The 24092-nt window shown below is 72.7% G+C and carries 25 protein-coding genes; 9 read left to right on the top strand and 16 right to left on the bottom strand.

What is annotated here, in order from left to right:
* The first annotated feature begins 7 nt into the window (after positions 1–7).
* Entirely contained in the window at positions 8–1276 is a 1269-nt protein-coding gene (locus tag JOD66_RS14390) for a DUF1501 domain-containing protein (RefSeq protein ID WP_204837531.1), read from the top strand.
* Here JOD66_RS14390 and JOD66_RS14385 read toward each other — a convergent pair.
* Positions 1197–2156 (bottom strand): DMT family transporter, encoded by a 960-nt coding sequence (locus JOD66_RS14385; protein ID WP_204837530.1) that lies wholly within the window; start codon positions 2154–2156, stop codon positions 1197–1199. The two genes, JOD66_RS14390 and JOD66_RS14385, sit on opposite strands and share 80 nt — an antisense overlap.
* Positions 2157–2232: 76 nt before the next feature.
* On the opposite strand from JOD66_RS14385, the gene JOD66_RS14380 reads away from it, so the two are divergent.
* From JOD66_RS14380 to JOD66_RS14355, 6 genes are all read left to right on the top strand, one after another.
* Positions 2233–3141, top strand: a complete 909-nt coding sequence (locus JOD66_RS14380) for a LysR family transcriptional regulator (protein WP_204837529.1) — start codon at positions 2233–2235, stop codon at positions 3139–3141.
* Positions 3138–3476: a rhodanese-like domain-containing protein gene (locus tag JOD66_RS14375; RefSeq protein ID WP_204837528.1), complete on the top strand. Its 339-nt coding sequence runs from the start codon at positions 3138–3140 to the stop codon at positions 3474–3476. The genes JOD66_RS14380 and JOD66_RS14375 overlap by 4 nt, the downstream gene beginning before the upstream one ends.
* Positions 3477–3489: 13 nt before the next feature.
* Positions 3490–4638, top strand: a complete 1149-nt coding sequence (locus JOD66_RS14370; protein WP_204837527.1) for a M20 metallopeptidase family protein — start codon at positions 3490–3492, stop codon at positions 4636–4638.
* A gap of 566 nt (positions 4639–5204) precedes the next feature.
* Positions 5205–6140 (top strand): DUF6531 domain-containing protein, encoded by a 936-nt coding sequence (locus JOD66_RS29520; RefSeq protein ID WP_204837526.1) that lies wholly within the window; start codon positions 5205–5207, stop codon positions 6138–6140.
* Positions 6137–6523, top strand: a complete 387-nt coding sequence (locus JOD66_RS14360) for an SCO4402 family protein (protein WP_204837525.1) — start codon at positions 6137–6139, stop codon at positions 6521–6523. Before JOD66_RS29520 ends, JOD66_RS14360 begins: the two co-directional genes overlap by 4 nt.
* Positions 6520–6732 carry a hypothetical protein gene (locus tag JOD66_RS14355; protein ID WP_204837524.1) on the top strand — a complete coding sequence of 71 codons (213 nt, stop codon included), beginning with the start codon at positions 6520–6522 and terminating at the stop codon, positions 6730–6732. The genes JOD66_RS14360 and JOD66_RS14355 overlap by 4 nt, the downstream gene beginning before the upstream one ends.
* A gap of 87 nt (positions 6733–6819) precedes the next feature.
* Here JOD66_RS14355 and JOD66_RS14350 read toward each other — a convergent pair whose 3' ends face one another.
* Genes JOD66_RS14350 through JOD66_RS14320 form a run of 7 tightly spaced genes read right to left on the bottom strand, consistent with a single transcriptional unit; the run spans position 6820 to position 13201 of the window.
* Positions 6820–7731, bottom strand: a complete 912-nt coding sequence (locus JOD66_RS14350; protein WP_204837523.1) for a ribokinase — start codon at positions 7729–7731, stop codon at positions 6820–6822.
* Complete coding sequence (locus JOD66_RS14345; protein ID WP_204837522.1) at positions 7728–8690, bottom strand: nucleoside hydrolase; 963 nt, start codon at positions 8688–8690, stop codon at positions 7728–7730. The genes JOD66_RS14350 and JOD66_RS14345 overlap by 4 nt, the downstream gene beginning before the upstream one ends.
* Positions 8691–8692: 2 nt before the next feature.
* Positions 8693–9442 (bottom strand): glutamine amidotransferase, encoded by a 750-nt coding sequence (locus tag JOD66_RS14340; protein ID WP_204837521.1) that lies wholly within the window; start codon positions 9440–9442, stop codon positions 8693–8695.
* A 13-nt stretch (positions 9443–9455) separates the two neighbouring features.
* Positions 9456–10484 carry a phosphotriesterase family protein gene (locus JOD66_RS14335; protein WP_204837520.1) on the bottom strand — a complete coding sequence of 343 codons (1029 nt, stop codon included), beginning with the start codon at positions 10482–10484 and terminating at the stop codon, positions 9456–9458.
* Complete coding sequence (locus tag JOD66_RS14330) at positions 10481–11482, bottom strand: ABC transporter permease (protein ID WP_204837519.1); 1002 nt, start codon at positions 11480–11482, stop codon at positions 10481–10483. Before JOD66_RS14330 ends, JOD66_RS14335 begins: the two co-directional genes overlap by 4 nt.
* A 4-nt stretch (positions 11483–11486) precedes the next feature.
* The gene (locus JOD66_RS14325; protein WP_204837518.1) at positions 11487–12248 is read right to left on the bottom strand and encodes an ATP-binding cassette domain-containing protein; all 762 of its coding nucleotides are present in this window, start codon (positions 12246–12248) and stop codon (positions 11487–11489) included.
* The gene (locus JOD66_RS14320) at positions 12245–13201 is read right to left on the bottom strand and encodes a substrate-binding domain-containing protein (protein WP_204837517.1); all 957 of its coding nucleotides are present in this window, start codon (positions 13199–13201) and stop codon (positions 12245–12247) included. Before JOD66_RS14320 ends, JOD66_RS14325 begins: the two co-directional genes overlap by 4 nt.
* 149 nt (positions 13202–13350) lie before the next feature.
* Here JOD66_RS14320 and JOD66_RS14315 point away from each other — a divergent pair, with 149 nt between their 5' ends.
* Positions 13351–14364, top strand: a complete 1014-nt coding sequence (locus tag JOD66_RS14315; RefSeq protein ID WP_204837516.1) for a LacI family DNA-binding transcriptional regulator — start codon at positions 13351–13353, stop codon at positions 14362–14364.
* A 70-nt stretch (positions 14365–14434) separates the two neighbouring features.
* Here the strand turns inward: JOD66_RS14315 and JOD66_RS14310 are convergent, their stop codons facing one another.
* The 3 genes from JOD66_RS14310 to aat form a co-directional block, all read right to left on the bottom strand.
* On the bottom strand, positions 14435–15058 hold the full coding sequence (locus tag JOD66_RS14310) for a hypothetical protein (RefSeq protein WP_204837515.1): 624 nt from the start codon (positions 15056–15058) through the stop codon (positions 14435–14437).
* A gap of 28 nt (positions 15059–15086) precedes the next feature.
* A complete protein-coding gene (locus JOD66_RS14305) occupies positions 15087–15524 on the bottom strand; it encodes a hypothetical protein (protein ID WP_204837514.1) in 438 nt (145 codons plus the stop codon).
* Positions 15525–15687: 163 nt separating this feature from the next.
* Positions 15688–16452, bottom strand: a complete 765-nt coding sequence (gene aat / locus JOD66_RS14300; RefSeq protein ID WP_307823525.1) for a leucyl/phenylalanyl-tRNA--protein transferase — start codon at positions 16450–16452, stop codon at positions 15688–15690.
* 47 nt (positions 16453–16499) lie between these two features.
* Here aat and JOD66_RS14295 point away from each other — a divergent pair, with 47 nt between their 5' ends.
* Positions 16500–17198, top strand: a complete 699-nt coding sequence (locus tag JOD66_RS14295) for an EcsC family protein (RefSeq protein ID WP_204837513.1) — start codon at positions 16500–16502, stop codon at positions 17196–17198.
* 137 nt (positions 17199–17335) lie between these two features.
* On the opposite strand, the gene JOD66_RS14290 is transcribed toward JOD66_RS14295, so the two are convergent.
* Genes JOD66_RS14290 through JOD66_RS14270 form a run of 5 tightly spaced genes read right to left on the bottom strand, consistent with a single transcriptional unit; the run spans position 17336 to position 24059 of the window.
* The gene (locus tag JOD66_RS14290; RefSeq protein WP_204837512.1) at positions 17336–18574 is read right to left on the bottom strand and encodes a hypothetical protein; all 1239 of its coding nucleotides are present in this window, start codon (positions 18572–18574) and stop codon (positions 17336–17338) included.
* The gene (locus JOD66_RS14285) at positions 18571–19731 is read right to left on the bottom strand and encodes a hypothetical protein (RefSeq protein WP_204837511.1); all 1161 of its coding nucleotides are present in this window, start codon (positions 19729–19731) and stop codon (positions 18571–18573) included. Before JOD66_RS14285 ends, JOD66_RS14290 begins: the two co-directional genes overlap by 4 nt.
* 20 nt (positions 19732–19751) lie before the next feature.
* On the bottom strand, positions 19752–20699 hold the full coding sequence (locus tag JOD66_RS14280; protein ID WP_204837510.1) for a hydroxymethylglutaryl-CoA lyase: 948 nt from the start codon (positions 20697–20699) through the stop codon (positions 19752–19754).
* On the bottom strand, positions 20696–22501 hold the full coding sequence (locus JOD66_RS14275; RefSeq protein WP_204837509.1) for an ATP-binding protein: 1806 nt from the start codon (positions 22499–22501) through the stop codon (positions 20696–20698). The genes JOD66_RS14280 and JOD66_RS14275 overlap by 4 nt, the downstream gene beginning before the upstream one ends.
* A 7-nt stretch (positions 22502–22508) precedes the next feature.
* Positions 22509–24059: a carboxyl transferase domain-containing protein gene (locus JOD66_RS14270; RefSeq protein WP_204837508.1), complete on the bottom strand. Its 1551-nt coding sequence runs from the start codon at positions 24057–24059 to the stop codon at positions 22509–22511.
* Positions 24060–24092: the final 33 nt, after the last annotated feature.

Genomic DNA, 24092 nt, shown 5'->3' with positions numbered 1-24092 from the left:
GGTACCGATGACCCCCGACTGCTCCTGCGACGAGTTCGCCGCCCTGAACCGGGGGCTGTCCCGCCGCGGGCTGTTCCGCGGCGTCGCCGGCACCACCGCCGCGCTGACCACCACGACCGCGATCGGCGGGGCCTTCATGTCGACGTCGTACGCCGCGACGTCGAGCGCGCCGGCGGTGCTGGTGGTGCTCTCGATGCGGGGCGCCGTCGACGGGATGAGCCTGGTGGTGCCGCACGCGGACCCGGTCTACTACGCGGCGCGCCCGCGGATCGCCGTACCGTCGGCCCGACTGGTCGCCAAGGACGCCTTCTTCGGCCTCCACCCCGACCTCGCGCCGCTCCTGCCGTGGTGGAACGCCGGTTCGATGGCGGCCGTCCACGCGACCGGACTCCCGGCACCGAACCGCTCGCACTTCGCGGCCATCGAGGAGGTCGAGGACGCCGATCCTGGGTCGGCGGAGCGGGTGGGCTGGCTCAACCGCCTGATCGGGCGCGATGCGGAGCAGGATCCGCTGCAGGCGGTGCAGTTCGGCGACTCGGTGCTCCCGGCCGCGCTGCTGGGTCCGGAGCCCGCCGTCGCCGTCGACCGGGTCGAGTCGATGAAGCTCGCGGGCGCGGACCGCTGGGACACCAACGGGCGCCGGCCCCGGTCGATGGCGACGATGTGGGCCGACGCGCCCGGCCCGCTGGGGGCCGGCGCCCGGTCGGCGATGCGGGCGATCGCCGACTTCGCGCCGGTCCGCGACTCCTCCGCGACGCCGGCGAACGGCGCGGTCTACCCCGACGGCGACCTCGGCGAGAGCCTGGCCTCGGCCGCCCGCACCATCCGCGGCGACATCGGCGCCGAGGTGATCACCATCGACACCGGCAGCTGGGACCACCACGTCGACCTCGGCACCTTGGAGTGGGGTCAGCTCCAGCGGATGACCAAGGAGCTCGCCGCCGCGCTGGCCGCGTTCCTCACCGACCTCGGGCCGCTGATGGCGAAGGTCACCGTGGTCACGCTCTCGGAGTTCGGCCGCCGCACGAAGGAGAACGCCAACTACGGCCTCGACCACGGCTACGGCAATGTGATGTTCCTGCTCGGCGCCGGGGTCGTCGGCGGCTACCACGGCCGGTGGCCCGGCCTGGTCAACACCGTCGACGGCGACCTGCTGGTCACCACCGACTACCGCAGCGTCCTGTCGGAGGTGGTCGTCAACCGGCTCGGGGCATCGTCGGCGCAGGTGTTCCCGGGCTTCCAGCCCGAGCCGGTCGGCGTGGTGCGCGCGACCTGACCCCGGGTACGACGACCGGTACCCGACCCCGCGCGGGCAGCTGCACCAGCACCACCGCGGCGAGGACCAGCAGCCCGCCGCCCCACTGCGGCGCCGTCAGCGTCTCGCCGAACACGGCGGCCGCGCTGAGCACGGTCACGACCGGCTCGAGGATCGACAGGATCGCGGCGGTCGAGGGACCGACCTTGGCGAGGCCGGCGAAGAAGAGCAGCACCGACGCGACGGTGCTGATCAGCACCAGTGCGGCCAGCCAGCCCCAGCCGGCGGCGCCGAAGCCCAGGTCGGGCAGGCCGCGCACCCCGTCCACGGCGAGCAGGGCACCGGTGGCGCCGGTGCAGACCAGCGCCGCGAGCGCGACCGGCGGGGTGCCGGCGGTGACCCGGTCGCCGACGACGATGTAGCCGGTGTAGGTTGCCGCCGCGCCGAGCGAGAGCAGCACGCCGACGGTGTCGAACTGCCCGGTCGCGGCGCCGGCCAGGACCAGGCCGATCCCGCCGAGGGCGACCAGCAGCGCGGCCACCCGACGCACGGAGGCCCGCTCGCGCCCGACCGCGATCGACGCGACCATCACGGTGACCGGGTAGACGTAGAAGACCAGGGCCACCAGCGAGGCGTCGAGGTGCTGGAGCGCGGAGAAGTAGAAGGATGCCTGCACGGCGTACCCGAAGACGCCCATCGCCAAGCCGACCAGCACCGCCCGGCGGGTCAGGCCGCGCAGCGCCCCGCGGCTCGCCGCGATCGCGAGCAGCAGGACGGCGGCCAGCGCGAAGCGCACCAGGAGCAGCGCCGGGACGGACACGCCCTCGTCGTACGCGGACTTAGCGAAGACGGCCATCAGCCCGAAGCCGGCGGCCGAGAGCAAGCAGTAGAGGGCACCCACGGATCCATGGTCGTGACAGCAATCGTTCACGTCCATCGCACCTTTGTGTGCCTGATCGTTCGGATAATCTGAACGGATGCTCGACCTCCACCGGCTCCGCCTGCTGCGCGAGGTGCACGGGCGCGGCACCGTGCACGCCGCCGCGGCGGCGCTCGGGTACTCCCCCAGCGCGGTCTCCCAGCAGCTCGCCGTCCTCGAGCGCGAGGCCGGCACGCCGCTGCTCGAGCGGACCGGTCGCAACGTCCGGCTGACCGACGCAGGCCGCCTTCTCGTCGACCACGCCCTCACCCTGCTCGAGGGCGTCGAGACGGCCGAGGCCGAGCTCGCCACCCTCGCCGCGGGCCGGGTGGCGGGCGTGGTGCGGATCTGCGCCTTCCAGTCCGCGCTGCTGCGGATCGTCGCGCCCGCCGTCCGCGCCCTCGCGACCAGCCACCCCGACGTACGGATCGAGGTGACCGAGGGCGAGGTCGAGCAGGCCGCGCCCGGGCTGCGCCTGCACCAGTACGACCTCGTCATCGGGGACGAGTACGACGGCGAGCCGCGCCCGGTCCACGCCGACCTGCGCCGCGAGCGGCTGCTGCGCGAGCGGCTCCTCCTCGTGCTGCCCGCCGACCACCCCGAGGCCGGTGCGGCCCGGGTGCCCCTCACCCGGCTCGCCGGCCTCGCCTGGGCGGCCTGCCAGCCCGGCACCGGTCATCGTGCGATGCACCTGCGGGTGTGCCGTGGATACGGCGGCTTCGAGCCGGACCTGCGGCACAGCTCCGACGACTTCGTGATCCTGCTGGAGATGGTGCGCACGGCCGGCGCGGGCGCGCTGCTCCCCGAGCTCGCCCTCGCCGGGCGCGACGAGGGGGTCGCGGTCCGCCCGCTCGCGGAGGGACCGCTCGGCCGGGAGGTGTTCCTGCTGACCCGGCGGGCACGCACCCCCGCCGTCGACGCGGTGACCGCCGCACTGCGGGCGGCGTCTCCTAGGCTGGAGCCATGATCCCCCAGGTCGAGATCGACGGTGTCCCGGACCCGCTGCCCGAGCGCCTGCTGGTGCTCGACGTCCGCGAGGACGACGAGTGGGCCGCCGGCCACATCGAAGGCGCGGTCCACATCCCGCTGATGGAGCTGCCCGCCCGGCTGGGCGAGTTCGTGGAACTCGAGGCGCCGCAGACCCTGGTGGTCTGCAAGGGCGGCGGCCGCTCGGCGCGCGCGGTCGCCTATCTCGCGCAACAGGGCTACGACGTGGTCAACCTGGTCGACGGCATGCTCGGCTGGGAGCGCGCCGGCCGGCCGATGACCGCCGACGGCGACCAGCCGCCGTACGTCGTCTGAGCGCGTCGGAACCGTGCCGATCGATCGCTGGCAGCAGGCCGCGGCGTACGCCGAGTGGATGGTCGGCCACCGCCGCCGGCTCCACGAGGAGCCCGAGGTCGGCCTCGCCCTCCCCGACACCCACGCCTACGTCGCCGACGTCCTCGCCGGGCTCGGGCTAAGTCCCGAGGTGCACGAGGGGGCCGGCGTCACCGCCGCGATCAGTGGCCGGGAGGGCGGCCGGCCGGTGGTCCTGCGCGCCGACATGGACGCGCTCCCGGTCCGCGAGGAGACCGGCCTGCCCTTCGCCTCGCGGCGCGACGGCGCGATGCACGCCTGCGGCCACGACCTGCACATGGCGATGCTGCTCGGCGCCGCCCGCTGCCTCGTCGAGGAGCCGCCGCGCCGCGACACCGTGCTCGTCTTCCAGCCGGGCGAGGAGAGCGACCGCGGCGCGGTGCCGACCCTCGCGCGGCACGCCCACCTGCGCCTCGACGACGCCGAGACCTTCGCGATCCACGTGCACGCCACCTGGCCGGCCGGCACCGTCTTCCACCGCCCCGGCGTGTTCATGGCCGCCGGCGACTGGTTCCGGATCACCTTCACCGGCCCCGGCGCGCACGCCAGCCAGCCCCACCTCGCCGGCAATCCCATCGTCGCCGGCGCCGACGTCGTCCACGGCCTGCGCCGGGCGGTCGCGGAGCTCGCGGCCGACGAGCACCTCGTCGCCACGGTCACCGAGAGCCTGATGGGCAACACCGTCAACGTGATCCCCGCCGAGGGCAGCCTGCGCGGCACGCTGCGCACGCTGAGCAAGGAGCGCCGCGCGGCCCTCGTCACCACCCTGCGCGAGCTCGCCGAGCGGGCGGCGAAGGACGCCGACCTCGCGGTGTCGGTCGAGATCGTCGAGGGCTACCCGCCCGTCGTCAACGACCCGACGTACGACGAACGGCTGGTCGCCGCCCTCCGCGACGCGCCCGTCGAGGCCCGGCCGATGGCCGACCCGTCGATGGTGATCGAGGACTACGCCTACTTCCTCGATCGCTGGCCCGGCTCCATGGTCTACCTCGGCGCCCAGGTCCCCGGCCACCACGCGTTCAACCACGCCGCCGACGCCGTCTTCGACGAGGGGGTGCTGGCCGTGGGCGCCGGCCTGCACCTGCTGGCGGCCGACGGGCTGTGACCAAGGGATCCCGCAGGTAGGCGGCGCGAGCGGCGCCGAGCGTCGGTCGTCGTGGCGCGGTTGTCGTTTGCGGCGTCGATGACCTGAAGCCTGAGTCCGTGGCTACGTCCCCCTGTCGAGGACCTCGATGCCCTCGATGGCCGTGGGGACGGCGCCGGGTTCGATCGGGTGGTCTTGAGGATCTACTCGTCCACGCTCTGGCGGCTTCCGTCTCGACGTGTGCGACTCGAAGGACGCGGTCCGCGGAACGCCGGCTGCATGAATGTCCGCGTGTGTCGGCACCTCGGTTTGGAAGCGCCGGTGCCGGCGATTGCGCTGAGGGTAGGACTGACCCCATTTCTGGGTGCAGTGGTGAGGATTTGGCAGACGTGCGGAGGGGACTCGTTCTAGCATCCCCGGCACGGGTCGGGCGCGCGTGGCGCCCTGGGGAGGCCTGGTGCGAAAGCCTGGTGGTTCACGTGCCTCGTCTCACCTTCGTCGCCCGACCCGGTGTGCTCAGGTCGCGGGCCCTGCTCGGTATTGCGACGAGCATGGGACATCGCTGGTCGCGCGCTGGGCGTGGCGCAGTGCGTCGAACGACCGATCTGGATCGACGCCATGGCCTTCGCGCGTTGATCGCGGTGTTGGTCGCCGGCATGGTCGCCAGTTTGCTTCCTCTGCTGCCGTCCTTTGCGGTTCCAGCGGTCGCGACTCCTGGTTCGCCGTCGGCCACGGGTGACTTGCCGGTGATCTGCGGCGACGATCGTGTGGAGGATCTTTCGACAGAGACGAGGTACGCCGCGGTCTGGGTGCCGGCGGGCGCTTCGTTGTACTTCGACTCCGCCGTGGAGATCATGCCCAGCCTGTACTTCGGCGCCGGTCGCGGCGAGTACTTCTTGAATGCATCGATCTGGGCCGACGGAATCGAGCTCACCTCGAAGCTCGGGCTCGCGGATGTCGGGATCATCTGGGGTCCAGGTCCGTACTCGTGGTCCCCACCCCACTCGCTCAACGAGATCCCACATTTCACGAACAGCACGGGGCAGTCGCGCATGTTCGCGGTCGCGATCAGGGCGAGCCGGACCTTCGCTGGCGCCGGGATCCGATGGAGTCTCGGGTTCGACGTGCCTGGCGGCACCACAGGCGTATGCAACCGGGCCGTCAGTGGTTCGGAGTTCTTCGGCCCGAACCCGGCTGCGGGACAGCAGTGCCCGCCGTGCAGCGGGTCGACGTCGAACTCGGTCGACACTCGCTCGGGCAACGAGCACTGGACCCTTCCGGGCGTGACGATCGCCGGTCGTGGGCCGGGGCTGGACTTCCAGCTGGGCTACAACTCGCTCGACGCGGGCTACAACGGGCCCCTCGGCCGGGGTTGGCGCAGCACCTATGACATGGCCTTGAGCAAGAACTCCGACGGTACGCGCACGGTCTTCCAGGAGACCGGGTCGACCGTGACGTTCACCAAGAACGGTAGTGGCGTGTGGAAGGCTCCGAAGGCGTGGTCGTCGTGGAGCACGCCATGAACCAGCCGATCGTGTTCCCTGACATGCGCCTGCAGGTGATTGCTGCCTTGCGGTCACTGAGCGACCCGCAGCACCAACACTCCCGGTGGGGAAAGGTCGAGGAGGGCGTCAACTACTACGACGACCTGACCATCAACGTCCACGTTCTTTACGACGACTGCATGGTCCTTCCCCAGCCCCAGGCTGTGGTGCCCGACGTCCTACACGAGGAGGAGGTTCCAGCGTTCCTTGACCTCGAGCGTGCACTCGGAATCCTGCTTCGAGATCTTGGCGACGAGCCCGATGAGGCGTACACGAGTGATCCGCGCTGGGCTGCCGTCGTGGATGCAGCGCGGGCGGCTCTCGTCGTCATGCAGCGATCCGACGAAGCGCCTCCTCCATGAGCCGCGTGGTCGCGATCCTCGCCGCGCTCATCGCGGCGTTGTTCGGCGTGATCGGTCCGGGACCGACGATGGCCGTAGCGGCTCCCGGTGTCGTGACCTACGGCTACGACGGCCACTACGACACTGCGGTGTTGGCGTACACCACCACCGACCGCGGACCGCCGACCTACAACCATCACACCGTCTCCGCCTACGACGCCAGGCGATGAGATGTCCATGCTCGGGTGAAGCGGGCTCCCCGCGTCGCAAGGCCGAGGCGCTTGACGAGGATCCGCAAGCTGCAAGCGCGGGCCGGTTCAGCCGGTGAAGTCAGCCGGCACCCGCGCCCCCGCCACCTCAGTACTGCGCCCAGCGGCCCGGTTGGCCTCGGTGACGGCGGCGACCAGGTCGGCGCCGGTCGCCAGCGCGACGGCAAGGCAGCCGGCGAAGACGTCGCCGGCGCCGCTGGTGTCGACGGCGTCGACGGGCTCGGCGGGGACGTGGTGGGCGGCGGCGTCGCGCGGGGCCACGTAGGCGCCGTGGGCGCCCATCGTCACCACGACATCGCCCGCGAAGCCGAGGGCGGCCACGCAGGACGCGACCTCGTCCGGGGTCCGCGGGGTCGGCCGGCCGGCGAGGCGGCCGAGCTCGGCCTGGTTCGGAACCAGTACGTCGACCCGGTCCAGGAGCGCGCGGACGTCGGCCGCGTCGGCCGGCATCGGGGCGGGGTTGAGGATCACTCGCGCCTCGGGGACCGCGCGTGCCGCGGCCTCGATGCAGGCGGTGGCGACCTCGAGCTGGGCGAGCACCACCGCGGGCCGCAGGTCGCCGACGGCCTTCTCGACCTCGTCGGCGGTGAGGGCGTCGTTGGCTCCGGGGTCGACCACGATGTGGTTCTCGCCCGCGTCGTCGACCACGACGACGGCGGTGCCGGTGGGGACGATGTCGAGCCGCCGGATGCCGGCGACGTCGACGCCACCGGCCGCGAGGGCCGCGACCGAGCGCTCGCCGGCGTCGTCGCTGCCGACCGCGCCCACCATCGCGACCGAGGCGCCGCGGCTGCGGCCGAGCACGGCGGCCGCGGCCGCCTGGTTCGCGCCCTTGCCGCCGGGTGCGCGGAAGGAGCCGGTGGCGAGCACGGTCTCCCCGGGCCGCGGCAGGCCGGGCACGCGCAGCGTGGTGTCCTCGTTGAGCGAGCCGACCACGCAGACGAGCGGTCCGCCGCTCACGGCGCGTCCCCGAGCCGGTGCAGCGCGTCGATGACCAGGTCCCAGTAGCGCTCGGCGTCGAGCCGGACGGCGACCCGGGCGTTGACCGGCTGGTCGGGATAGCGCCGGTGCAGGTCGACGACCGTCGTACCCCGGGTCCAGGTGCCGTCCAGCTCGACGGCGACGAAGGCCTCGCGCCACTCGATGACGTCGGGGTCGATCAGGGCGGCGATGGTGCACGGATCGTGCACCGGCGGGGCGTCGAACTCCCAGATCCGGTTGTACGAGTCGCCGAAGAAGCCCATCCAGGCCGCGCAGGTGCGGCCGATCCCGGTCGGGATGGCCCGCATCCGCTCGACCACCTCCGGGGTGGCGAGCGCCTGGTGGGTGAGGTTGAGCCCGACCATCCGCACGGCCACGCCCGAGCGCAGCACGACGTCGAGCGCCTCCGGGTCGGCGTAGGTGTTGAACTCGGCGGTCGGGGTGTGGTTGCCGCGCTCGGTGCTGCCGCCCATGAAGATCACCTCGGCGATCCGCTCGACCAGGTCCGGGTGCTCGCGCAGCAGTCGGCCCGCGTTGGTCATCGGACCGGTGACCACGAGGGTCACCGGCTCGGCCGCCTCGAGCAGCATCCGGCGCAGGAAGCTCACGGCGTCCTCGGCCAGCGGCTCGGCGGCGGGCTCGGGCAGCGGCGGGCCGTCGAGGCCGCTCACGCCGTGGACGTAGTTGCCGAGGGCGAGCTCGCCGGTCAGCGGGCCGGCCGCGCCGACCGCCACCGGTACGTCGGCCCGCCCGGCGAGGGCGAGCACCCGCTGCGCGTTGCGCGTGGCGTCCTCGACGGCGCAGTTGCCGAAGCAGCTCGAGATGCCGAGCAGGCGCACCTGGGGCGAGCCGAGGGCCAGCAGGATCGCGACGGCGTCGTCGTGGCCGGGGTCGCAGTCGAGCAGGATCGACACCGGAGGGGACTGGACGGGGTCCATGCTCAGGCGCCGCCCGCCAGCCAGGTGATCATGCCGCCGACGACGCCCGAGAAGCCGTCCCAGGCGAGGAACTCCTCGGGGCACCAGTGCGGGCCGATGTCGGAGGTCCACACCAGCGACCGGCCGGCGCCGACCTGGGCCGTCGCCACGAGCACGTCGCCGCCGACGGTCGCGACCACCTCGGCGTCGTCCTTGGCCACGACGTGGTTGTAGCCGAGCAGCTCGGGAGCGCCCGGCGCCCAGGAGGCGGCGAGCGGGTGCTCGGTCGCGACCAGCTCGACCGCGGCGCCCTCGGGCGCCTCAACCCGGTCGTCGGACTCCCGCATGGTCACCGGCAGCACCTCGGCCAGCGGGCTGCGGGCGAAGTTCGCCCGGGCCTGGAAGCCCTGGAAGCTCAGGTAGCCGCCGGCCATCATCAGCCCGCCGCCCTGCCGGGTCCACTCGACCAGCGCGTGCAGCGGGTTGCCGCTGCGCTTGCCCTCCAGCCAGGTCTCGGGCGGGAGCACGAAGGAGTTGTAGCCGATGTCGGACAGGATCACGACGTCGTACGCCGACAGCCCGGCGAGGTCGCGCGGGAACCGGTTCGGCACGTCGTGGGCGTACATCTGCTCGATCGTGATGCCCTGCCGGGCGGCCGCCTCGATGAACGCGTCGGCCCCGGTGTGGAAGGTGGTGCTGGTGAACTCGTCGAAGCCCTTCACGTGGGTGGCGGTCGAGATCCAGCTCTCGCCTGCGAGCAGTACACGGGTCATGGTGGGGTCCTCCCTATCGGGTGAGAAGGCGCCGCGGGTTGTCGACCAGCAGCGTCTCGATGTCGGATTCGGTCAGGCCGTGCCGCCGCAGCCGGGGCACGAAGAACTGGGGGATGTGGGCGTAGCCGGGACCGCCGTGGCGGCGCAGCAGCGACTTGAGGAAGACGTCCTGGCTGAGCAGCAGCCGCTCGCCGTGGCCGAGGTCGACCAGGCGTGCGATCCAGGCGGCGTTCTGCTCGTCGGACGGGCACTGCACCCCCTGGTCGGCGTAGAACACCTCCATGCCCACCATGTCGTACTGCACCCACGCGCCGCGCCGGAGCAGCTCGACCTGGTAGTCGAGGTCGTCACCGGAGGGACCCATGTGGCACAGCACCACGCGGGCCGGGTCGACCTGGAGCTCGTCGGCGAGGTCGAGCACGTCGCGGCCGCGCCGGAACCAGCCGGGCAGGTGCACCTGGACCGGCAGGCCCGAGGCCCGCTGGGCCAGGAAGGCTCCGCGCAGGCTGGCCTGCTCGGCCGGCGTGAAGTCGGCGCCGACGCCGATCTCCCCGATGAAGCCGGGCCGGATGCCGTCCTCGCCCTCGTCGAGGTCGGCCAGGATCCGCTCGGCGATGGCCTCGGGCGCGAGGCCGTGCACGTCGGCCGGCTGGGCGGCGTCGAGGTAGTAGCCGGTGCCGGCGACGATGTGCACGCCGGTCCGCTCGCTCACCTCGCGCAGCCGGGCCAGGTCCCGGCCCAGGCCGAGACCAGTGGCGTCGAGGATGGTGCCGCCCCCGAGGGCGGCGAACCTCGCCACCTCGGCGACGCACACCTTGAGGTCGTCGAGGCGGCAGTTGTCGCGGTTGCCGAACGGGTCCTGGCGCAGCTCCCAGCCGAGGTCCTCGGTGACCGGGGCATCGGCGTACGCGTCGGGGTCGATGCCCGGCAGCGTGGAGCGCTGCCACCACGAGGACACGTCGTTGAACAGGTGCTCGTGGGTGAGCACGACGCCGAGGTCCGCGACCGGCACCGGCCCACGGACGGTCATCACCTCGCTCATCCGCGATTCCCGACGATCCTGCCGAAGAGCTTGCTGTTGAGGAAGATCGCCACGATCAGGATCAGGCCCTGGGTGATCGGCACCCAGTAGACGTCGACCTTCGACAGCACCAGGCCGTTGTTGATGATGCCCAGGGTCAGCGCGCCGACGGCGGAGCCGATGATCGAGCCGCGCCCACCCATCAGGCTGGTGCCGCCGAGCACCACCGCCGTGATCACCTCGAGCTCGAAGGCGGTGCCGGAGTTCGACGAGCCGCTGCCGAGCCGGGCCGCGGTGATCACGCCGGCGAGGCCGGCGAGGACGCCGGTGAGGCCGAGCACGGTCACCTGGATCCGCCGGATGTCGACGCCCGCGCGGCGCAGCGACTCGTCGTTGGAGCCGACCGCCGTGACGTAGCGCCCGAAGCGGGTGTGGTTGAAGACGTACCAGCCGGCGATGACCGCGATCACCGCGATCCAGGTCGGCGTGTAGATCCCGGCCAGCGAGCCCTGCCCCAGCGGGAGCAGGAAGTCGGAGGTGATCGGGGTGCTGTAGCCGTCGGTGATCAGCAGCGCGACGCCGCGGACCGCGGTCAGCGCGGCGAGCGTGACGATGAAGGACTGCACCTTGCCGAATGCGGTGATCATGCCGCTCGCCAGGCCGATCGCGAGCGCGATGGCGAGGGTGCCGAGCAGCGCGACGACGGGATTGCCGCTCTCGGCGAACAGGCCCAGAGCCGCGGCGGACAGGCCGACGATCGAGCCCACCGACAGGTCGATCTGGCCGGTGGTGATCACGAAGGTCATCCCCACCGCGACGATCACGGTCGGGGCCACCTGGCGCAGCACGTTGACCAGGTTGGTCGTGGTGAGGAAGGCGTCGGAGGCGAGGCTGAAGTAGGCGAACAGCACGACGAAGACGACGCTGATCGAGATGACGCCGAAGTTCTTGGCGACGAAGTCGCGGCGGCTGTCGCGACGGCTGTCGCGGTCCGGGACGGACGTGGTGGTGGCACTCATCGCTCTACTTCCCCATCATCGCGGTGACCAGGCCGGTCAGGTCGGTCTCGGCCGGGTCGAGCTCTCGGTGGTTGACGCCCTCGTGCAGCACGACGAAGCGGTCGGCGACCTCGAAGAGGTCCTGCAGCCGGTGGGTGATCAGGATGACGCTGACGCCCCGCTCCGAGACGTCGCGGATCAGCTGCAGGGTCATCTCGACCTCGCGGGCGGCGAGCGCCGCGGTCGGCTCATCGAGGACCAGCACCCGGGGCTCGAAGGCCACGGCGCGAGCGATCGCGATCGCCTGGCGCTGACCGCCCGACATGTTGCCGACCAGCTGGCGGGTGTCGGAGATCCGGATGTGCAGCTTGGCGAGGTCCTCGGCCGCCTCGCGGTGCATCCGCTCGTGGTCGAGCCGGCGGGTCAGCCGGTGGTAGGGCTCGCGGCCGAGGAAGAGGTTGCCGGCCACGTCGACGTCATTGCACAGGGCGAGGTCCTGGTAGACCATCTCGATGCCATGGGCCCGGGCGGCCCGCGGCCCGGTTCCGGTCAGCTCCTCGCCGTCGACGAGGATCCGGCCGCGGTCGGGCACGACCGCGCCGGCCAGCATCTTCATCAGGGTGGACTTGCCCGCGCCGTTGTCGCCCACGAGGCCGACGACCTCGCCGCGCGCGACGCTGAGGTCGACCCCGCGCAGCACCTTGAGCGCGCCATAGCTCTTGGTGATGCCCTGCATCTCCACGCGGGGCACGGCGAGCGCCGTGCCCCCGTCCTGGTGCGCGGTCATTCGAAGATGGACCGGAAGTCGTCGACGTTGTCCTTGGTCACGATGGTGATCGGGACGTCGATGAAGCCCTTCGGGTCCGCACCGCCGATGACCGCCTCGAGCTCGTTGACCGCCTCGACGCCCTCCTGGCGCGGGTCCTGCTGGACCACGGCGGTGACCAGGCCGGAGTCGATGCCGGCGATCACCTCGGCGGTGAGGTCCCAGCCGATGATCTTCGTCTTGCCGGCCGGGTCGAGGGCGGCGACCGCGCCGACCGTGGCGGGCTCGCCGGTGGTGTAGACGAAGTCCAGGCCGGGCTCGGCGGTCACCAGGTTCTGCGCCGCGGTGGCGGCCTTCTCCTGGACGTTGTCGCCGTTGACGCTCTGCGCGTGGGTGGCGCCGGCCGCGTCGATGACCTTGCGGAAGCTGTCCTCGCGCTGGTTCTGGATGAAGGAGTTGCGCGCGTCGACGACGCCGTAGGTGCCCTTCGCCAGGCCGTTGTCGACCACCCAGGTGCCGGCCTCGGCGCCGGCCGCGTCGTTGTCGACGCCCACGAAGGTGTCCGCGGCGCCCTTCTCGAGCTCGGCGTCGATGGCGACCACCCGGACGCCGGCCTGCTTGGCGGCCTTGACCGCCGGCAGCACGCCGTTGACGTCGATGGCGACCACGATCAGGCCGGTGACCTGCTGGGTCACGAAGTTCTCGATGTCGGAGTTCTGCTTGGCCGGGTCGTTGTTGGCGTTGGCGATGGTGAGCTCGCAGCCCGCCTTCTTCGCCGCCTCCTGGGCGCCCTCGTTCATCTGGGTGAAGAAGGCCGCGGTCTGGTTGATCTGGGTCATGCCGATGACGCACTCGCTGCTGCCCGAGCCGCCGGACCCGGCCTTGTCGTCGCCGTCGTTGCCGGTGCTGCATCCCGCGAGCACCAGCGCCGCGGCACCGGTCGCCGCGACGATGGTCCGATTCATCCTGGCCATGCGCGCACACTCCTTGGGTAATCGATTTCCGAGACCGTTTCCGACGAGCGTAGGAAGTGACCCGGAGCACGTCCAGAGGTCGGTAATCGATTTCCACGGAGTGAGACGATCTCTTCGCACCAGCCCCCGCGCGGCGGCAGGATCAGGGGGTGCGCTCCCGACCCCGGCCCCGGTCACCGCGGATGGCCGACGTCGCCCGCGAGGCCGGCGTCTCGGTCGCCACCGTCTCGCGCGCGCTGAGCGGCACCCGGGCCGTCGATCCCGCCCTCACCGAGCGGGTGCTCGCCGCCGCCGAGCGGCTCGGCTACCAGGTGAACCTGGTCGGCCGGGCGCTGCGCCAGACCCGTACCGCCACGGTCGGCCTGGTCGTCCCCGACCTCGACAACCCGTTCTTCTCCGCGCTCGCCCAGCACCTCGCGCGGGTGTTCACCGAGACCGACGTCGACCTGTTCGTGTTCGCCGCCGACGGCTCGCTGGCGACCGAGCTGCGCGGCGTGCGCTCGTTCCTCGGCCGGCAGGTCGACGCCCTGGTGATGATCCCGGTCCACGAGGTCGACAGCGCGGAGGCGGTCGAGCTGGCGGCCCGCGCGGTCCCCACCGTCCAGCTGGACCGGTGCGTGCCCTCCACCGCGGCCCACTTCGTGGCCGTCGACAACCTGCGCGGCATGGAGCTGGTCGGCCGGCACGCCGCGGAGCGGGTCGACCTGGCCCGGCAGCCGGTCGTGTACGTCGGCGCCGAGCCGGACTCCTCCTCGGCCCACGAGCGGCTCGACGGCTTCCGCCGGGCCTTCGGGCCCGACGCCCCCGTCCTGCTGGGCTCCTTCTCCACGGCCTGGGGCAACGAGGCCGCGCGCCGGCTGCTCGCCGACGGGTGGGAGCGGGCGACCGTGGTGACCGCGGCCGACGTGATCGCCCTCGGCGTGCTGTCCCAGCTGCTGCACGCCGGTCGCGCCGTCCCCGACGACTTCCGGGTGATCGGCTTCGACGGGATCGGCGCCGGGACCCTGGCCCACCCGCCGCTGACGACCGTGCGCCAGCCGGTCGAGGAGATGACCTTGGCGATCCGCGACCTGATCGAGGGCGGAGAGCGGTCCGAGCGGGACCCGGCGCCCGACGGGCACCGGTTCGCGCCGGTCTTCATCGAGGGCGAGACCAGCCCCTGACGACGACGGCCCCGCCGACCACGTTGAACTCGCGGTCGGCGGGGCCGGCGTACGGCTGGTCAGCCTGGCGTCACTGCGAGGGCGTTGGCAGGTCCGAGAGCAGGCTCTCGAGGTCCGTCGGCAGGTCCGAGAGCAGGCTCTCGAGGTCCTCGGGCGAGGTCGGCAGGTCGGACGGCAGGTCGGTCGGGAGGTCGGACGGCAGGTCCGTCGGGACGTCCGTCGGGAGGTCGGACGGCAGGTCCGAGGACTCGTCGTCGGTCGCGCCCGAGCACTTCTCGCCCTGGTACTTCGTGAAGGCCTCGACCTTCTTCTTCTCGTCCGAGCTCAGGTCGGTCTCGAACGGGTTCTCACCGGTGCCGGCGTCCTTGAACGCCTTCTCGATGTCCTTCTCGTCGATGTCCTTCGCGGCGTCGACCTGGATCTCGAAGCCCTCCCGGGCGTCGTCGGAGATGTCCTTCGGCGTGCCGACCTTCTCCAGCTCGTCGGCCTGGTCGTGGACCAGGTCGGCGATCTTGCCCCAGTCCTTGTCGGTGTAGGCCTTGGTGAACTCGCTGTCGGAGGCCGAGCCGCTGATGGCGTCGCAGAAGTCCTTGGTCGAGGCGTCGGTCGGCGCGCCGCCGCCACAGGCGGTGAGCGAGAGGGCGAGCAGGACGGTCGCACCGGCGGTGGCGAGCGGGCGCTTCATGAGGGTCATCTGGATTCCTTTTCGTTACTGGGAGGGGTCAGCCGCCGAGCTGGTCGGCGCAGACGGTCGGGAGGTAGGCGAAGAACTTGTCGACGTCCTTCTCGTCGTCCTTCGAGACACCGGGAACGGCGTCCGTGCCGTCCTTGTCGCCGAACGACTTCTGGGCCTCGTCGTAGTCGAGACCGGTGATGGCGTCGACGATGACCTCGAAGCCGTTGCGCTCGGCGTCGCCGATGCCCTGGGGCGTGCCGATGTCGCCGAGGTCGCCGTAGGCGTCCTGCAGCTTCTTCCACTCGGCCTCGGTCGGCTCGTCACCGGAGACGCCGTCGGTGGTGGTGAGGACGTCCTGGACGCCACCGCAGAAGTCCTTCTCCGACGCATCGGTCGGGTAGCTGCCGCCGCCACACGCGGTGAGGGTGAGGCCCAGCAGCGCCGCGGCGCCGACAGCGGCCAGCGGCCGCCTGATCGGGGTCATGTCGTTCCTTTCCTGGGGGCTGGAGCACAGCGGCACGCCCCCGGAAGGGGCGCGGCCGCACGGGCGACCACGCGGTCACCCTGCCCCCACCGGGCTCAGACTATTCACAGGTACGGCGAACAGCAGGTTGCCGGCCCATGACCGGCGTGGTGCGCGGCCCGGGTCAGGACTCCCACAGCGCGGCCGGCGGCACGGCCAGAAGGCCCTCCAGTGCGGCGATGTACGACGCCCGCGGGATCTCCCGCACGCCCAGGCCGGCGAGATGGCGGGTGGCCCATTGCACATCGACCAGCCGGTTGCCGGCCGCCCCGTCGGCGTCGGCCCGCAGCCCCTCGACCAGACCGACCAGCGCCACCTTCGACGCGTCGGTCACGTGGTGGAACATCGACTCCCCGGCGAACAGCCCGCCGATCGCGACGCCGTACAGCCCGCCGACCAGGCGGTCGTCCCGCCAGGCCTCGACGGAGTGCGCCCAGCCGAGACGGTGCAGCTCGCCGTACGCACGGGCGATCCTGGCGTCGATCCAGCCGTGCGGCCGGCGCGGGTCGGCGCACGCCGCGACCACCTCGTCGAAGGCGGTGTCGACGCGGATCTCGAAGTCGCGCACCGAGCGGCGCAGCGAGCGCGAGACGCGCAGCTCGTCGAGCTGCAGGATGCCGCGGTACGCCGGGCTCCACCAGCCGATTGCGCGGCCCTCGGGCATCGGGAACAGCCCGCACCGGTACGCCGCCAACAGGGTCCCGGGCTCCAGGTCCGCCCCCACCGCGACAAGGTCGCTCCCGTCGTGGGTGCCGTCGCCGTCCTCGCCGTCCTCGGCGTCCGGATCCTCCGGATCCTCGCCGTCGCCGGGGTCGTCGAGCACCGGCAGCGCGGCCAGGTCGGCGCGGCTCGGGAAGACCCAGGGGCTGGGCTCGGGCTCGACGGGCACGAGGTGATCCTAGGAGCCCGGCTCGGGGCGCTGACTAGGCTCGGTGCATGGCTTCGCTGAAGAAGGGGCTCGCGCTGCGCACCGCGCAGCAGCTCGCACCGAAGGTGACCCGGCTCGCGCCCGGACTGACGCAGTCCTTCGTGCGCGAGGCGCTGCACCGCGCGCTCGTCGGCATCGGGCCGCTGCCGCCTGCGGCACACGCCGCGCGGGTCCAGCTCGACGAGCAGCACGGCGACGTCGACAAGGCGGTACGCGAGCTGATCGAGAACCACGTCGCCTACGCCAGCGTCGAGGGGCTCGCGACCAACCTCGGTGGCCTGATCACCGCCACGATCGTGGCTCCGGCGAGCATCACCGGACTCGCGCTCATCCAGTGCCGGATGGTGGCGGGGATCGCCTACCTGCGCGGCTACGACCTCGACGACCCGCGGGTGTGCAACGCGATCCTGGTCTGCATCCTGGGCGAGGACACGGTCAAGGCGATGGTGAAGCGGCGCCAGCTGCCGGCCCCGCCGATGGCGATCGCGACCGCGCCGCAGCACGACCCGACCCTGGACCGCACCGTGTCGACGGTGCTGGCCGGCGAGCTGGTCAGCCGGGTGATCGGCAAGCGCCTCGCCACCACCGTCGGCAAGCGGGTGCCGCTCGTCGGTGGCGCCGTGGGCGCCGTCGCCGACGGCTGGAGCACCTTCCGCGTGGGTCGCTACGCCGGCCGGGAGTTCCGGCCGCTGCGGCGCGAGGGCTGAGCGCTCGTGGTTCGGGTGGCGGGTCGCTGGGGGGATTCATCACGGGATGTAGGTGAATCCCCACTTCTGTAGTGGAACTCCACCGGGGAAGTGGGCCTTCGCCTACATCCCGTGATGAATCCGAGCCCACCCCAGACCTACGGCTCCCGCGCCACCCGGCCCCGCGCCTTGCGGTAGACGCCGAGCGCCTGCCGGCCCTTGCCGCTGCCCTCCAGCTTCTGCACGGTCCACTCCATCGACCGCATCAGCCGGGGCGTCCGGGCCCGGACCAGCTCGCGGCGGGCCGCGTCGAGCTTGCGGCGCAGCCGCTCGTTCTCGGCGTGCGCCTCGGCGTTGTCGAGCAGCAGCGCCTTGATCGCGTCGACCGCCGCGGCGGAGACCTGGCGCTCGGGCGGGTGGTCCGGGTCGACCCACTTGCTGTCCGGTGCCGGGGCGCCGCGCAGCTCCTCGAGGTTGCCGACGACGTCGTACCTCCGGCGGGACAGCTCGGCGATCCAGGACTCGGTGAGCTCGTGCACCCAGGGGTACTGGTCGGGCGGCAGGCCGAGCCGGGCCGACTTGGTCCGCTTCGAGAGGGTCTGGTGGGCGAGCAGCTCGCGCACGAGCGGGCGGTAGTGCTGCGGCGGCAGGTCGCGGGCGGCGGTGCGGTTGATCCGGCGGATCAGCGCGGACTCCGGTACGCCGAGGCTCGGGTTGGCGCGGCGGGTGGTGAGCTTGAGATCGAGCCCGTCGAGCCCGAAGGTGGCACTGAACCGCTCCCAGAGCAGGTCGGGCGGACCTCCGGACGGCGGCACGGTGACCAGGTGGATCCGCTCGGGCGGGATGTCGGCACCCCAGCGGTCGAGGATGTCGGGGATCTCCTGGACCCCCCAGAACCAGGCGCCGACGCGGTGGCCGCGGTCGGGGTCGTGGATCAGCTCCAGGAAGCGTCCGTAGCCGAAGCGGGCGCGGTGCTTGACGTTCTCCTGCCACTCGGCGGGGATCTGTCGGACCAGGTCGCGCACGGAGAGGATCAGGTGGATCTCGGTGCCGCCGTCGCTGGTGTCGCCGCCGGGCCGGTGGCCGAGCGAGGCGAGCGCCCGGGCCACCTGGCTGCGCGAGGCGGAGGCGAGGATCTCGTGGCTGATGATCGAGGTGCCGTCGTGGGCGCGCACCTGCTCGGCCAGCTGGTCCCAGGCGCCGACCGCCTCGGCCTCCAGCCCGCCCCAGCGCAGCCGCATCAGGTCCAGGGCGGCGAGGAAGTGGGCGTCGAAGCGCTCGGCCGGGTAGAGGACGCCCTGCTTCAGCAGCCGGGTGCGGTTCTTGTAGAGGACGTCCTGGAGGTACGACGTCCCGGTCTTGGGCGTGCCGACGTGCAGCAGGACTCGCCGAGTCACGCTTCCTCCTTGGCCGGGGTCCGGGCCGTCGTCGTCACGGGATCGAGGAGCAGCCCCAGCGCGAGGGTCAGCACCTCGGCGTCGACAGGCACCACCGGGTCGTGTCCGAGGGGGCGCGGCAGCAGCCGGTCGAGGTCGCCGAGCACAGGGTAGCGAGCGGCGGCGAGTTCGTGGCGGGTGCGCTCGGCCTGCGTGCTCAGCCAGCCGTCCCACCGCGGCGGCAGCGTCGGCGTCGCTCCGCCGAGGCCGTCGAGGCGCTCGCCGAGGGTCGCGCGCAGCAGCCGCGGGCGGTCCGAGGAGGGCACCAGCAGGCCGAGCGGCTCCCCCACGCGGCGGACCAGGTCGATGGCGTGGGCGCCGAGCCGCGGCGGGCCGCCCAGCCGGGACACCCCGAGCTCGGTGGCCAGCAGCCGGTCGTCGAGGACGACGCGGACCCGCTGGGCGCCGTACTTGTAGGAGGCCGAGCGCGCCATCCGGGCCAGGTCGGCCCGGGGTGGGAGGCTGCCGGCGCCCGCGTTGGCGCGCACGAAGCCCCGCCAGGAGGCGCCACCCTGGTCGAAGCAGCGGGCGGTCCACGCCTGGACGAGGACCGTCTCGAGGTCGTCGGCGAGCAGGTACGCCGTCGGGCGGCGCCCGCCCGGCCGGTGCCCCTGGGCGGTCAGCTCGGTCCGCACGGCGTCGGCGCGCCACGGCATGCCGACGATCACGAACGAGCGCACCCAGGGCCGGCGGACGGCACGGACCTTCTCGACCAGGGTCGGCTCGGTCTCGGGGAGCGCGGCGGTCACCGCGATGTCGTCGGCGATCAGCGCGCTCGCGACGCGGAGCAGCTCGTCGTCGGTCAGGGCCTCGGGGTCGACCGGCCGCGGGCCGAACCGGTCCGGGCCGTCGTCGACCCCCACCAGCGCGAGCTCGCTGCGCCCGCGTCCGGACACGCCGGCGGCGAGGACCCGGTCGGCGGTCGCGGCGGGCACCGCGCGTCCCTGGGCCGCGGCGTACAGGTTGAGGCGGCGCAGCAGGGCGAGCTGCTGGGCTCCGGGGAGCTCGGCGTCGAGCGCCACGCCCTCACCGGAGCCGTCGGCCGGCCAGTCGAGCCACGGCGTCGTCGCGCCGCTCCGCAGCGCCGCCACCCATCCCCAGGCGCGTCCTCGACTCATGGCCCCACGGTAGAGGGGGGTCAGGAGCCCGTGGAAGCGAGGGCCCGTACGACGGCCGACGGGCTGGGGCGGCCGAGCTGCTCGGCCATCCAGACGCTGGCGCCGACCACCGCGTCGAGGTCGACGCCGTGCTCGATCCCGAGGCCGGTGAGGAACCACACCAGGTCCTCGGTGGCGAGGTTGCCGGTGGCGCTCTTGGCGTAGGGGCAGCCGCCGAGGCCGCCCGCCGACGCGTCGTACGTCGTGATGCCGGCCTGCAGGCCCGCGTGGACGTTGGTGAGCGCCTGGCCGTAGGTGTCGTGGAAGTGGAGGGCGAGCCGCTCGCAGCCCACGCCCGCGTCGGCGAAGGCCGCGACCAGCGCCTTCACGTGGCCCGCGGTGGCAACGCCGATGGTGTCGCCCAGGCTGAGCTGGCCGACGCCGAGGTCGAGCAGCCGCTTGCCGACCGTGACGACCTGCTCGACGGGGACCGCGCCCTCCCACGGGTCGCCGAAGCACATCGAGACATAGCCGCGGACGTCCATCCCGGCCGCGAGCGCGGCGGCCACGGTCGGCTCGAACATCTCGAACTGCGACTCCAGCGTGCGGTTGAGGTTCCTGCTCGCGAACGTCTCGGTGGCCGAGGCGAAGACCGCGACATGGCGCAGGCCCAGCTCGACGGCGCGGTCGAGTCCGCGCTGGTTGGGGACGAGGACCGGCAGCCGCCGGGCGAGGTCCCCGAGCTCGGCGGTCAGGCCGGTCATCAGGTCCGCGGCGTCGGCGAGCTGGGGCACCCACTGCGGGTGCACGAAGCTGGTGGCCTCGACCACCGGCAGCCCGGCGGCGATCAGTCGCTTCACGAACGCGGCCTTGACCTCGGTCGGCACCACCGACTTCTCGTTCTGCAGCCCGTCACGCGGGCCGACCTCGTAGATCGTGACCCTCGTCGGCAGTCCCGGCTCGGGCACCACCATCGGCAGGCCGGTCATGCGTCCTCCGCCTCCACGACGAACAGCACGGCGCCCAGCGCGACCTGCTGGCCGGTGGTGGCGCCGACGACGGTGACGGTGCCGGCGTACGGCGCCTTGAGGGCCAGCTCCATCTTCATCGCCTCCACGACGCCGAGGACGTCGCCCTCGGCCACCGTGTCGCCGACCGCGACCCGCACGTCGAGGACGGTGCCGGGCATCGGCGCGACGATGGTGCCGTCACCGGCGGCGGCGCCGTGGTCGGCGCTCGCGTCGGGGCGGTGGAAGACGTAGCGCTGGCCGTGGTGGGCCAGCTCCACCTCATGGGCGGTGACCCGGGCGACGGTGCGCTCGGGCACCCGCGCCGCGGGGGTCGCGGGCTCGTCGAGCTCGACGACCGGCACGGCCGCGGGGGCGCCCATCCGGAAGCCGTCGCCCGCGAACGGGCCACGGGCCGCGGTGTTGGCGTCCAGCCAGAGCCGGGCGGCGAGGGCCCGCGCCGGCGCCGGGTCGGGAGCGGGGACCTCGTGGCGGTCCAGCCACGCGGTGTCGATCCCCCCGGGTACGGCGAACTCCTCGCCCGCCGCCAGCACCCGCAGGAAGCCGGTGTTGGTGGTCAGCCCGAGGATCGCGGTGTCGTCGAGCGCGGTGACCAGCGCCCGCCGAGCGGCCTCGCGGGTGGCCGCCCGGACGATCACCTTGCCGAGCATCGGGTCGTACGACGTGCTGACGACCTGGCCGGACTCGAGCGCGTGGTCGACGCGAGCGGCCTCCGGCCAGGAGACCACGGTGGCCGTGCCGGCCTGCGGGAGGAAGCCGCCGAACGCGTCCTCGGCGTAGATGCGGGCCTCGATGGCGTGGTCGTAGAAGCGCACCCCCGACTGGTCGAAGGGCAGCGGCTCGCCCGCGGCGACCGCGATCTGCAGCGCGACCAGGTCGGTGCCGCTGTGGAGCTCGGTGACCGGGTGCTCGACCTGGAGCCGGGTGTTCATCTCCAGGAAGTAGAAGTCGCCCGTGCTCGCGTCGAGGAGGTACTCGATGGTGCCGGCGTTCTCGTAGCCCACCGAGCTCCCGAGCGCGACCGCGGACTGGTGCAGCCGCTCGCGCAGGTCGTCGTCGAGCGCGGGCGCGGGCGCCTCCTCGAGCACCTTCTGGTGGCGCCGCTGCACCGAGCACTCGCGGGTGCCGAGGTGGACGACGGTGCCGTGGCTGTCGCCGAGCAGCTGGACCTCGATGTGGCGCCCGCGCTCGACGTACTTCTCGATCAGGATGGTGTCGTCACCGAACGCGCTCGCCGCCTCGCGCTTCGCGGCCGCGACGGCGGCGTCGAAGTCGGCGGCCGCCCGGACCACGCGCATGCCCTTGCCGCCACCGCCGGCCGCGGCCTTGACCAGCACCGGGTAGGCGAAGGTCGCCGGGTCCTCGTCGATGTCGTACGACGGCACCACCGGCACGCCCGCCGCGACGGCCAGCTCGCGGGCGGCGTCCTTGCGGCCCATCTGCTCGATCACCTTGGGGCTCGGCCCCACCCAGGCGATACCGGCGTCGGCGACGGCCGCGGCGAAGCCGGCGTTCTCGGACAGGAAGCCGTAGCCGGGATGGATCGCGTCGGCGCCGGCCTCGCGGGCGGCGGCGAGCACCGCGTCGCCGTCGAGGTAGGACGGCACCCGGATCGCGGCGTCGGCGTCGCGCACGTGCAGCGCGTCGGCATCGAGGTCGGTGTGGATCGCGACGGTGCGGAGGCCGAGGTCGCGGCAGGTGCGGAAGACCCGGCGCGCGATCTCGCCGCGGTTGGCGACGAGGAGGGTGGTGATGTCGGTCATCGGTGGCTCACATCCGGAAGATGCCGTAGTTGGGGGCGGGCGTGGGCACCGTCGACACGACGTCGAGCGCCATGCCGAGCACCCGGCGCGTGTCGGCGGGGTCGATCACGCCGTCGTCCCACAGCCGCGCGGAGGCGTAGTAGGGCGAGCCCTGGGTCTCGTACTGGTCCTTGATGGGCTGCTTGAACTCCTCATCGTCCTCGCGCCCGGCGACCGTCGCGAGCACGTTCGCCGCCTGGTCGCCGCCCATCACCGAGATCCGGGAGTTGGGCCACATCCACAAGAAGCGCGGGTCGTAGGCGCGCCCGCACATGCCGTAGTTGCCGGCGCCGAACGAGCCGCCGATGACGACGGTCAGCTTCGGCACGACCGAGCAGGCGACCGCCGTGACCAGCTTGGCTCCGTCGCGGGCGATGCCGCGGTTCTCGTACTCGCGGCCGACCATGAAGCCCGAGATGTTCTGCAGGAACAGCAGCGGGATGCCGCGCTGGTTGCACAGCTCGATGAAGTGGGCGCCCTTGAGCGCGCTCTCGGAGAACAGGATGCCGTTGTTGGCGACGATGCCCACCGGGTGGCCGTGGATCCGGGCGAACCCGCAGACCAGGGTCTCGCCGTACAGCTGCTTGAACTCCTGCAGCCGGCTGCCGTCGACCAGGCGCCGGATCACCTCGCGCACGTCGTACGGCGTGCGGGTGCTCGTCGGCACCACGTCGTAGATGCTCTCCGGCGACTCGTGCGGGTCCTCGACCTCGACGGCGGCCTGCGCAGCCGGGGTGGGGAGGGTGTCGACGATGCCGCGCAGGATGCGCAGCGCGTGGGCGTCGTCGTCGGCGAGGTGGTCGACGACACCGGACCTGCGCGCATGCACGTCGCCGCCACCGAGATCCTCGGCGCTGACGACCTCGCCGGTCGCGGCCTTCACCAGGGGCGGGCCGCCGAGGAAGATGGTGCCCTGGTTCTTGACGATGACGGTCTCGTCGGACATCGCCGGGACGTAGGCGCCGCCGGCGGTGCACGAGCCCATCACGGCCGCGAGCTGCGGGATCCCGCGCGCGGACATGGTGGCCTGGTTGAAGAAGATCCGCCCGAAGTGCTCCTTGTCGGGGAACACCTCGTCCTGCATCGGCAGGAAGGCCCCGCCCGAGTCGACCAGGTAGACGCAGGGCAGGTCGTTCTCGGCGGCGACGGTCTGCGCCCGCAGGTGCTTCTTGACCGTCATCGGGTAGTACGTGCCACCCTTCACGGTCGCGTCGTTGGCGACGACCATGACGTTGCGGCCCTGGACCCGGCCGATCCCGGCGACCACCCCGGCCGCGGGCACGGCGTAGTCGTCGTCGGCCCCGGGCTTGCCGTACATGCCGTAGGCCGCCAGCGGCGCCAGCTCCAGGAACGGGCTGCCCGGGTCGAGCAGCCCGTCGACCCGGTCGCGGGGCAGCAGCTTGCCGCGGTCGGTGTGCTTGGTGCGGGCCGCCTCGCTGCCGCCCTGACGCACGCGCGCGAGGCGCTCGCGCAGGTCGGCGGCGAGGTCGCGGAGGGTGGGCTCGGAAGTCTCGGACACAGGGACAGGTTAATGATCGTTAACCTGTCGTGC

The organism is Nocardioides nitrophenolicus (genome assembly GCF_016907515.1).
GTDB classification, from domain to species: Bacteria; Actinomycetota; Actinomycetes; order Propionibacteriales; family Nocardioidaceae; genus Nocardioides; species Nocardioides nitrophenolicus.
This window is presented reverse-complemented; position numbering and strand designations above follow the sequence as displayed.

Bases quoted from the DNA above. Each gene is read 5' to 3' on its own strand.
- JOD66_RS14390 (WP_204837531.1), top strand. From the start codon at position 8: ATGACCCCCGACTGCTCCTGCGACGAGTTCGCCGCCCTGAACCGGGGG.
- JOD66_RS14380 (WP_204837529.1), top strand. From the start codon at position 2,233: ATGCTCGACCTCCACCGGCTCCGCCTGCTGCGCGAGGTGCACGGGCGC.
- JOD66_RS14375 (WP_204837528.1), top strand. From the start codon at position 3,138: ATGATCCCCCAGGTCGAGATCGACGGTGTCCCGGACCCGCTGCCCGAG.
- JOD66_RS14360 (WP_204837525.1), top strand. From the start codon at position 6,137: ATGAACCAGCCGATCGTGTTCCCTGACATGCGCCTGCAGGTGATTGCT.
- JOD66_RS14355 (WP_204837524.1), top strand. From the start codon at position 6,520: ATGAGCCGCGTGGTCGCGATCCTCGCCGCGCTCATCGCGGCGTTGTTC.
- JOD66_RS14345 (WP_204837522.1), bottom strand. From the start codon at position 8,690: ATGGACCCCGTCCAGTCCCCTCCGGTGTCGATCCTGCTCGACTGCGAC.
- JOD66_RS14340 (WP_204837521.1), bottom strand. From the start codon at position 9,442: ATGACCCGTGTACTGCTCGCAGGCGAGAGCTGGATCTCGACCGCCACC.
- JOD66_RS14335 (WP_204837520.1), bottom strand. From the start codon at position 10,484: ATGAGCGAGGTGATGACCGTCCGTGGGCCGGTGCCGGTCGCGGACCTC.
- JOD66_RS14330 (WP_204837519.1), bottom strand. From the start codon at position 11,482: ATGAGTGCCACCACCACGTCCGTCCCGGACCGCGACAGCCGTCGCGAC.
- JOD66_RS14325 (WP_204837518.1), bottom strand. From the start codon at position 12,248: ATGACCGCGCACCAGGACGGGGGCACGGCGCTCGCCGTGCCCCGCGTG.
- JOD66_RS14320 (WP_204837517.1), bottom strand. From the start codon at position 13,201: ATGGCCAGGATGAATCGGACCATCGTCGCGGCGACCGGTGCCGCGGCG.
- JOD66_RS14310 (WP_204837515.1), bottom strand. From the start codon at position 15,058: ATGACCCTCATGAAGCGCCCGCTCGCCACCGCCGGTGCGACCGTCCTG.
- JOD66_RS14305 (WP_204837514.1), bottom strand. From the start codon at position 15,524: ATGACCCCGATCAGGCGGCCGCTGGCCGCTGTCGGCGCCGCGGCGCTG.
- JOD66_RS14295 (WP_204837513.1), top strand. From the start codon at position 16,500: ATGGCTTCGCTGAAGAAGGGGCTCGCGCTGCGCACCGCGCAGCAGCTC.
- JOD66_RS14285 (WP_204837511.1), bottom strand. From the start codon at position 19,731: ATGAGTCGAGGACGCGCCTGGGGATGGGTGGCGGCGCTGCGGAGCGGC.
- JOD66_RS14280 (WP_204837510.1), bottom strand. From the start codon at position 20,699: ATGACCGGCCTGCCGATGGTGGTGCCCGAGCCGGGACTGCCGACGAGG.
- JOD66_RS14275 (WP_204837509.1), bottom strand. From the start codon at position 22,501: ATGACCGACATCACCACCCTCCTCGTCGCCAACCGCGGCGAGATCGCG.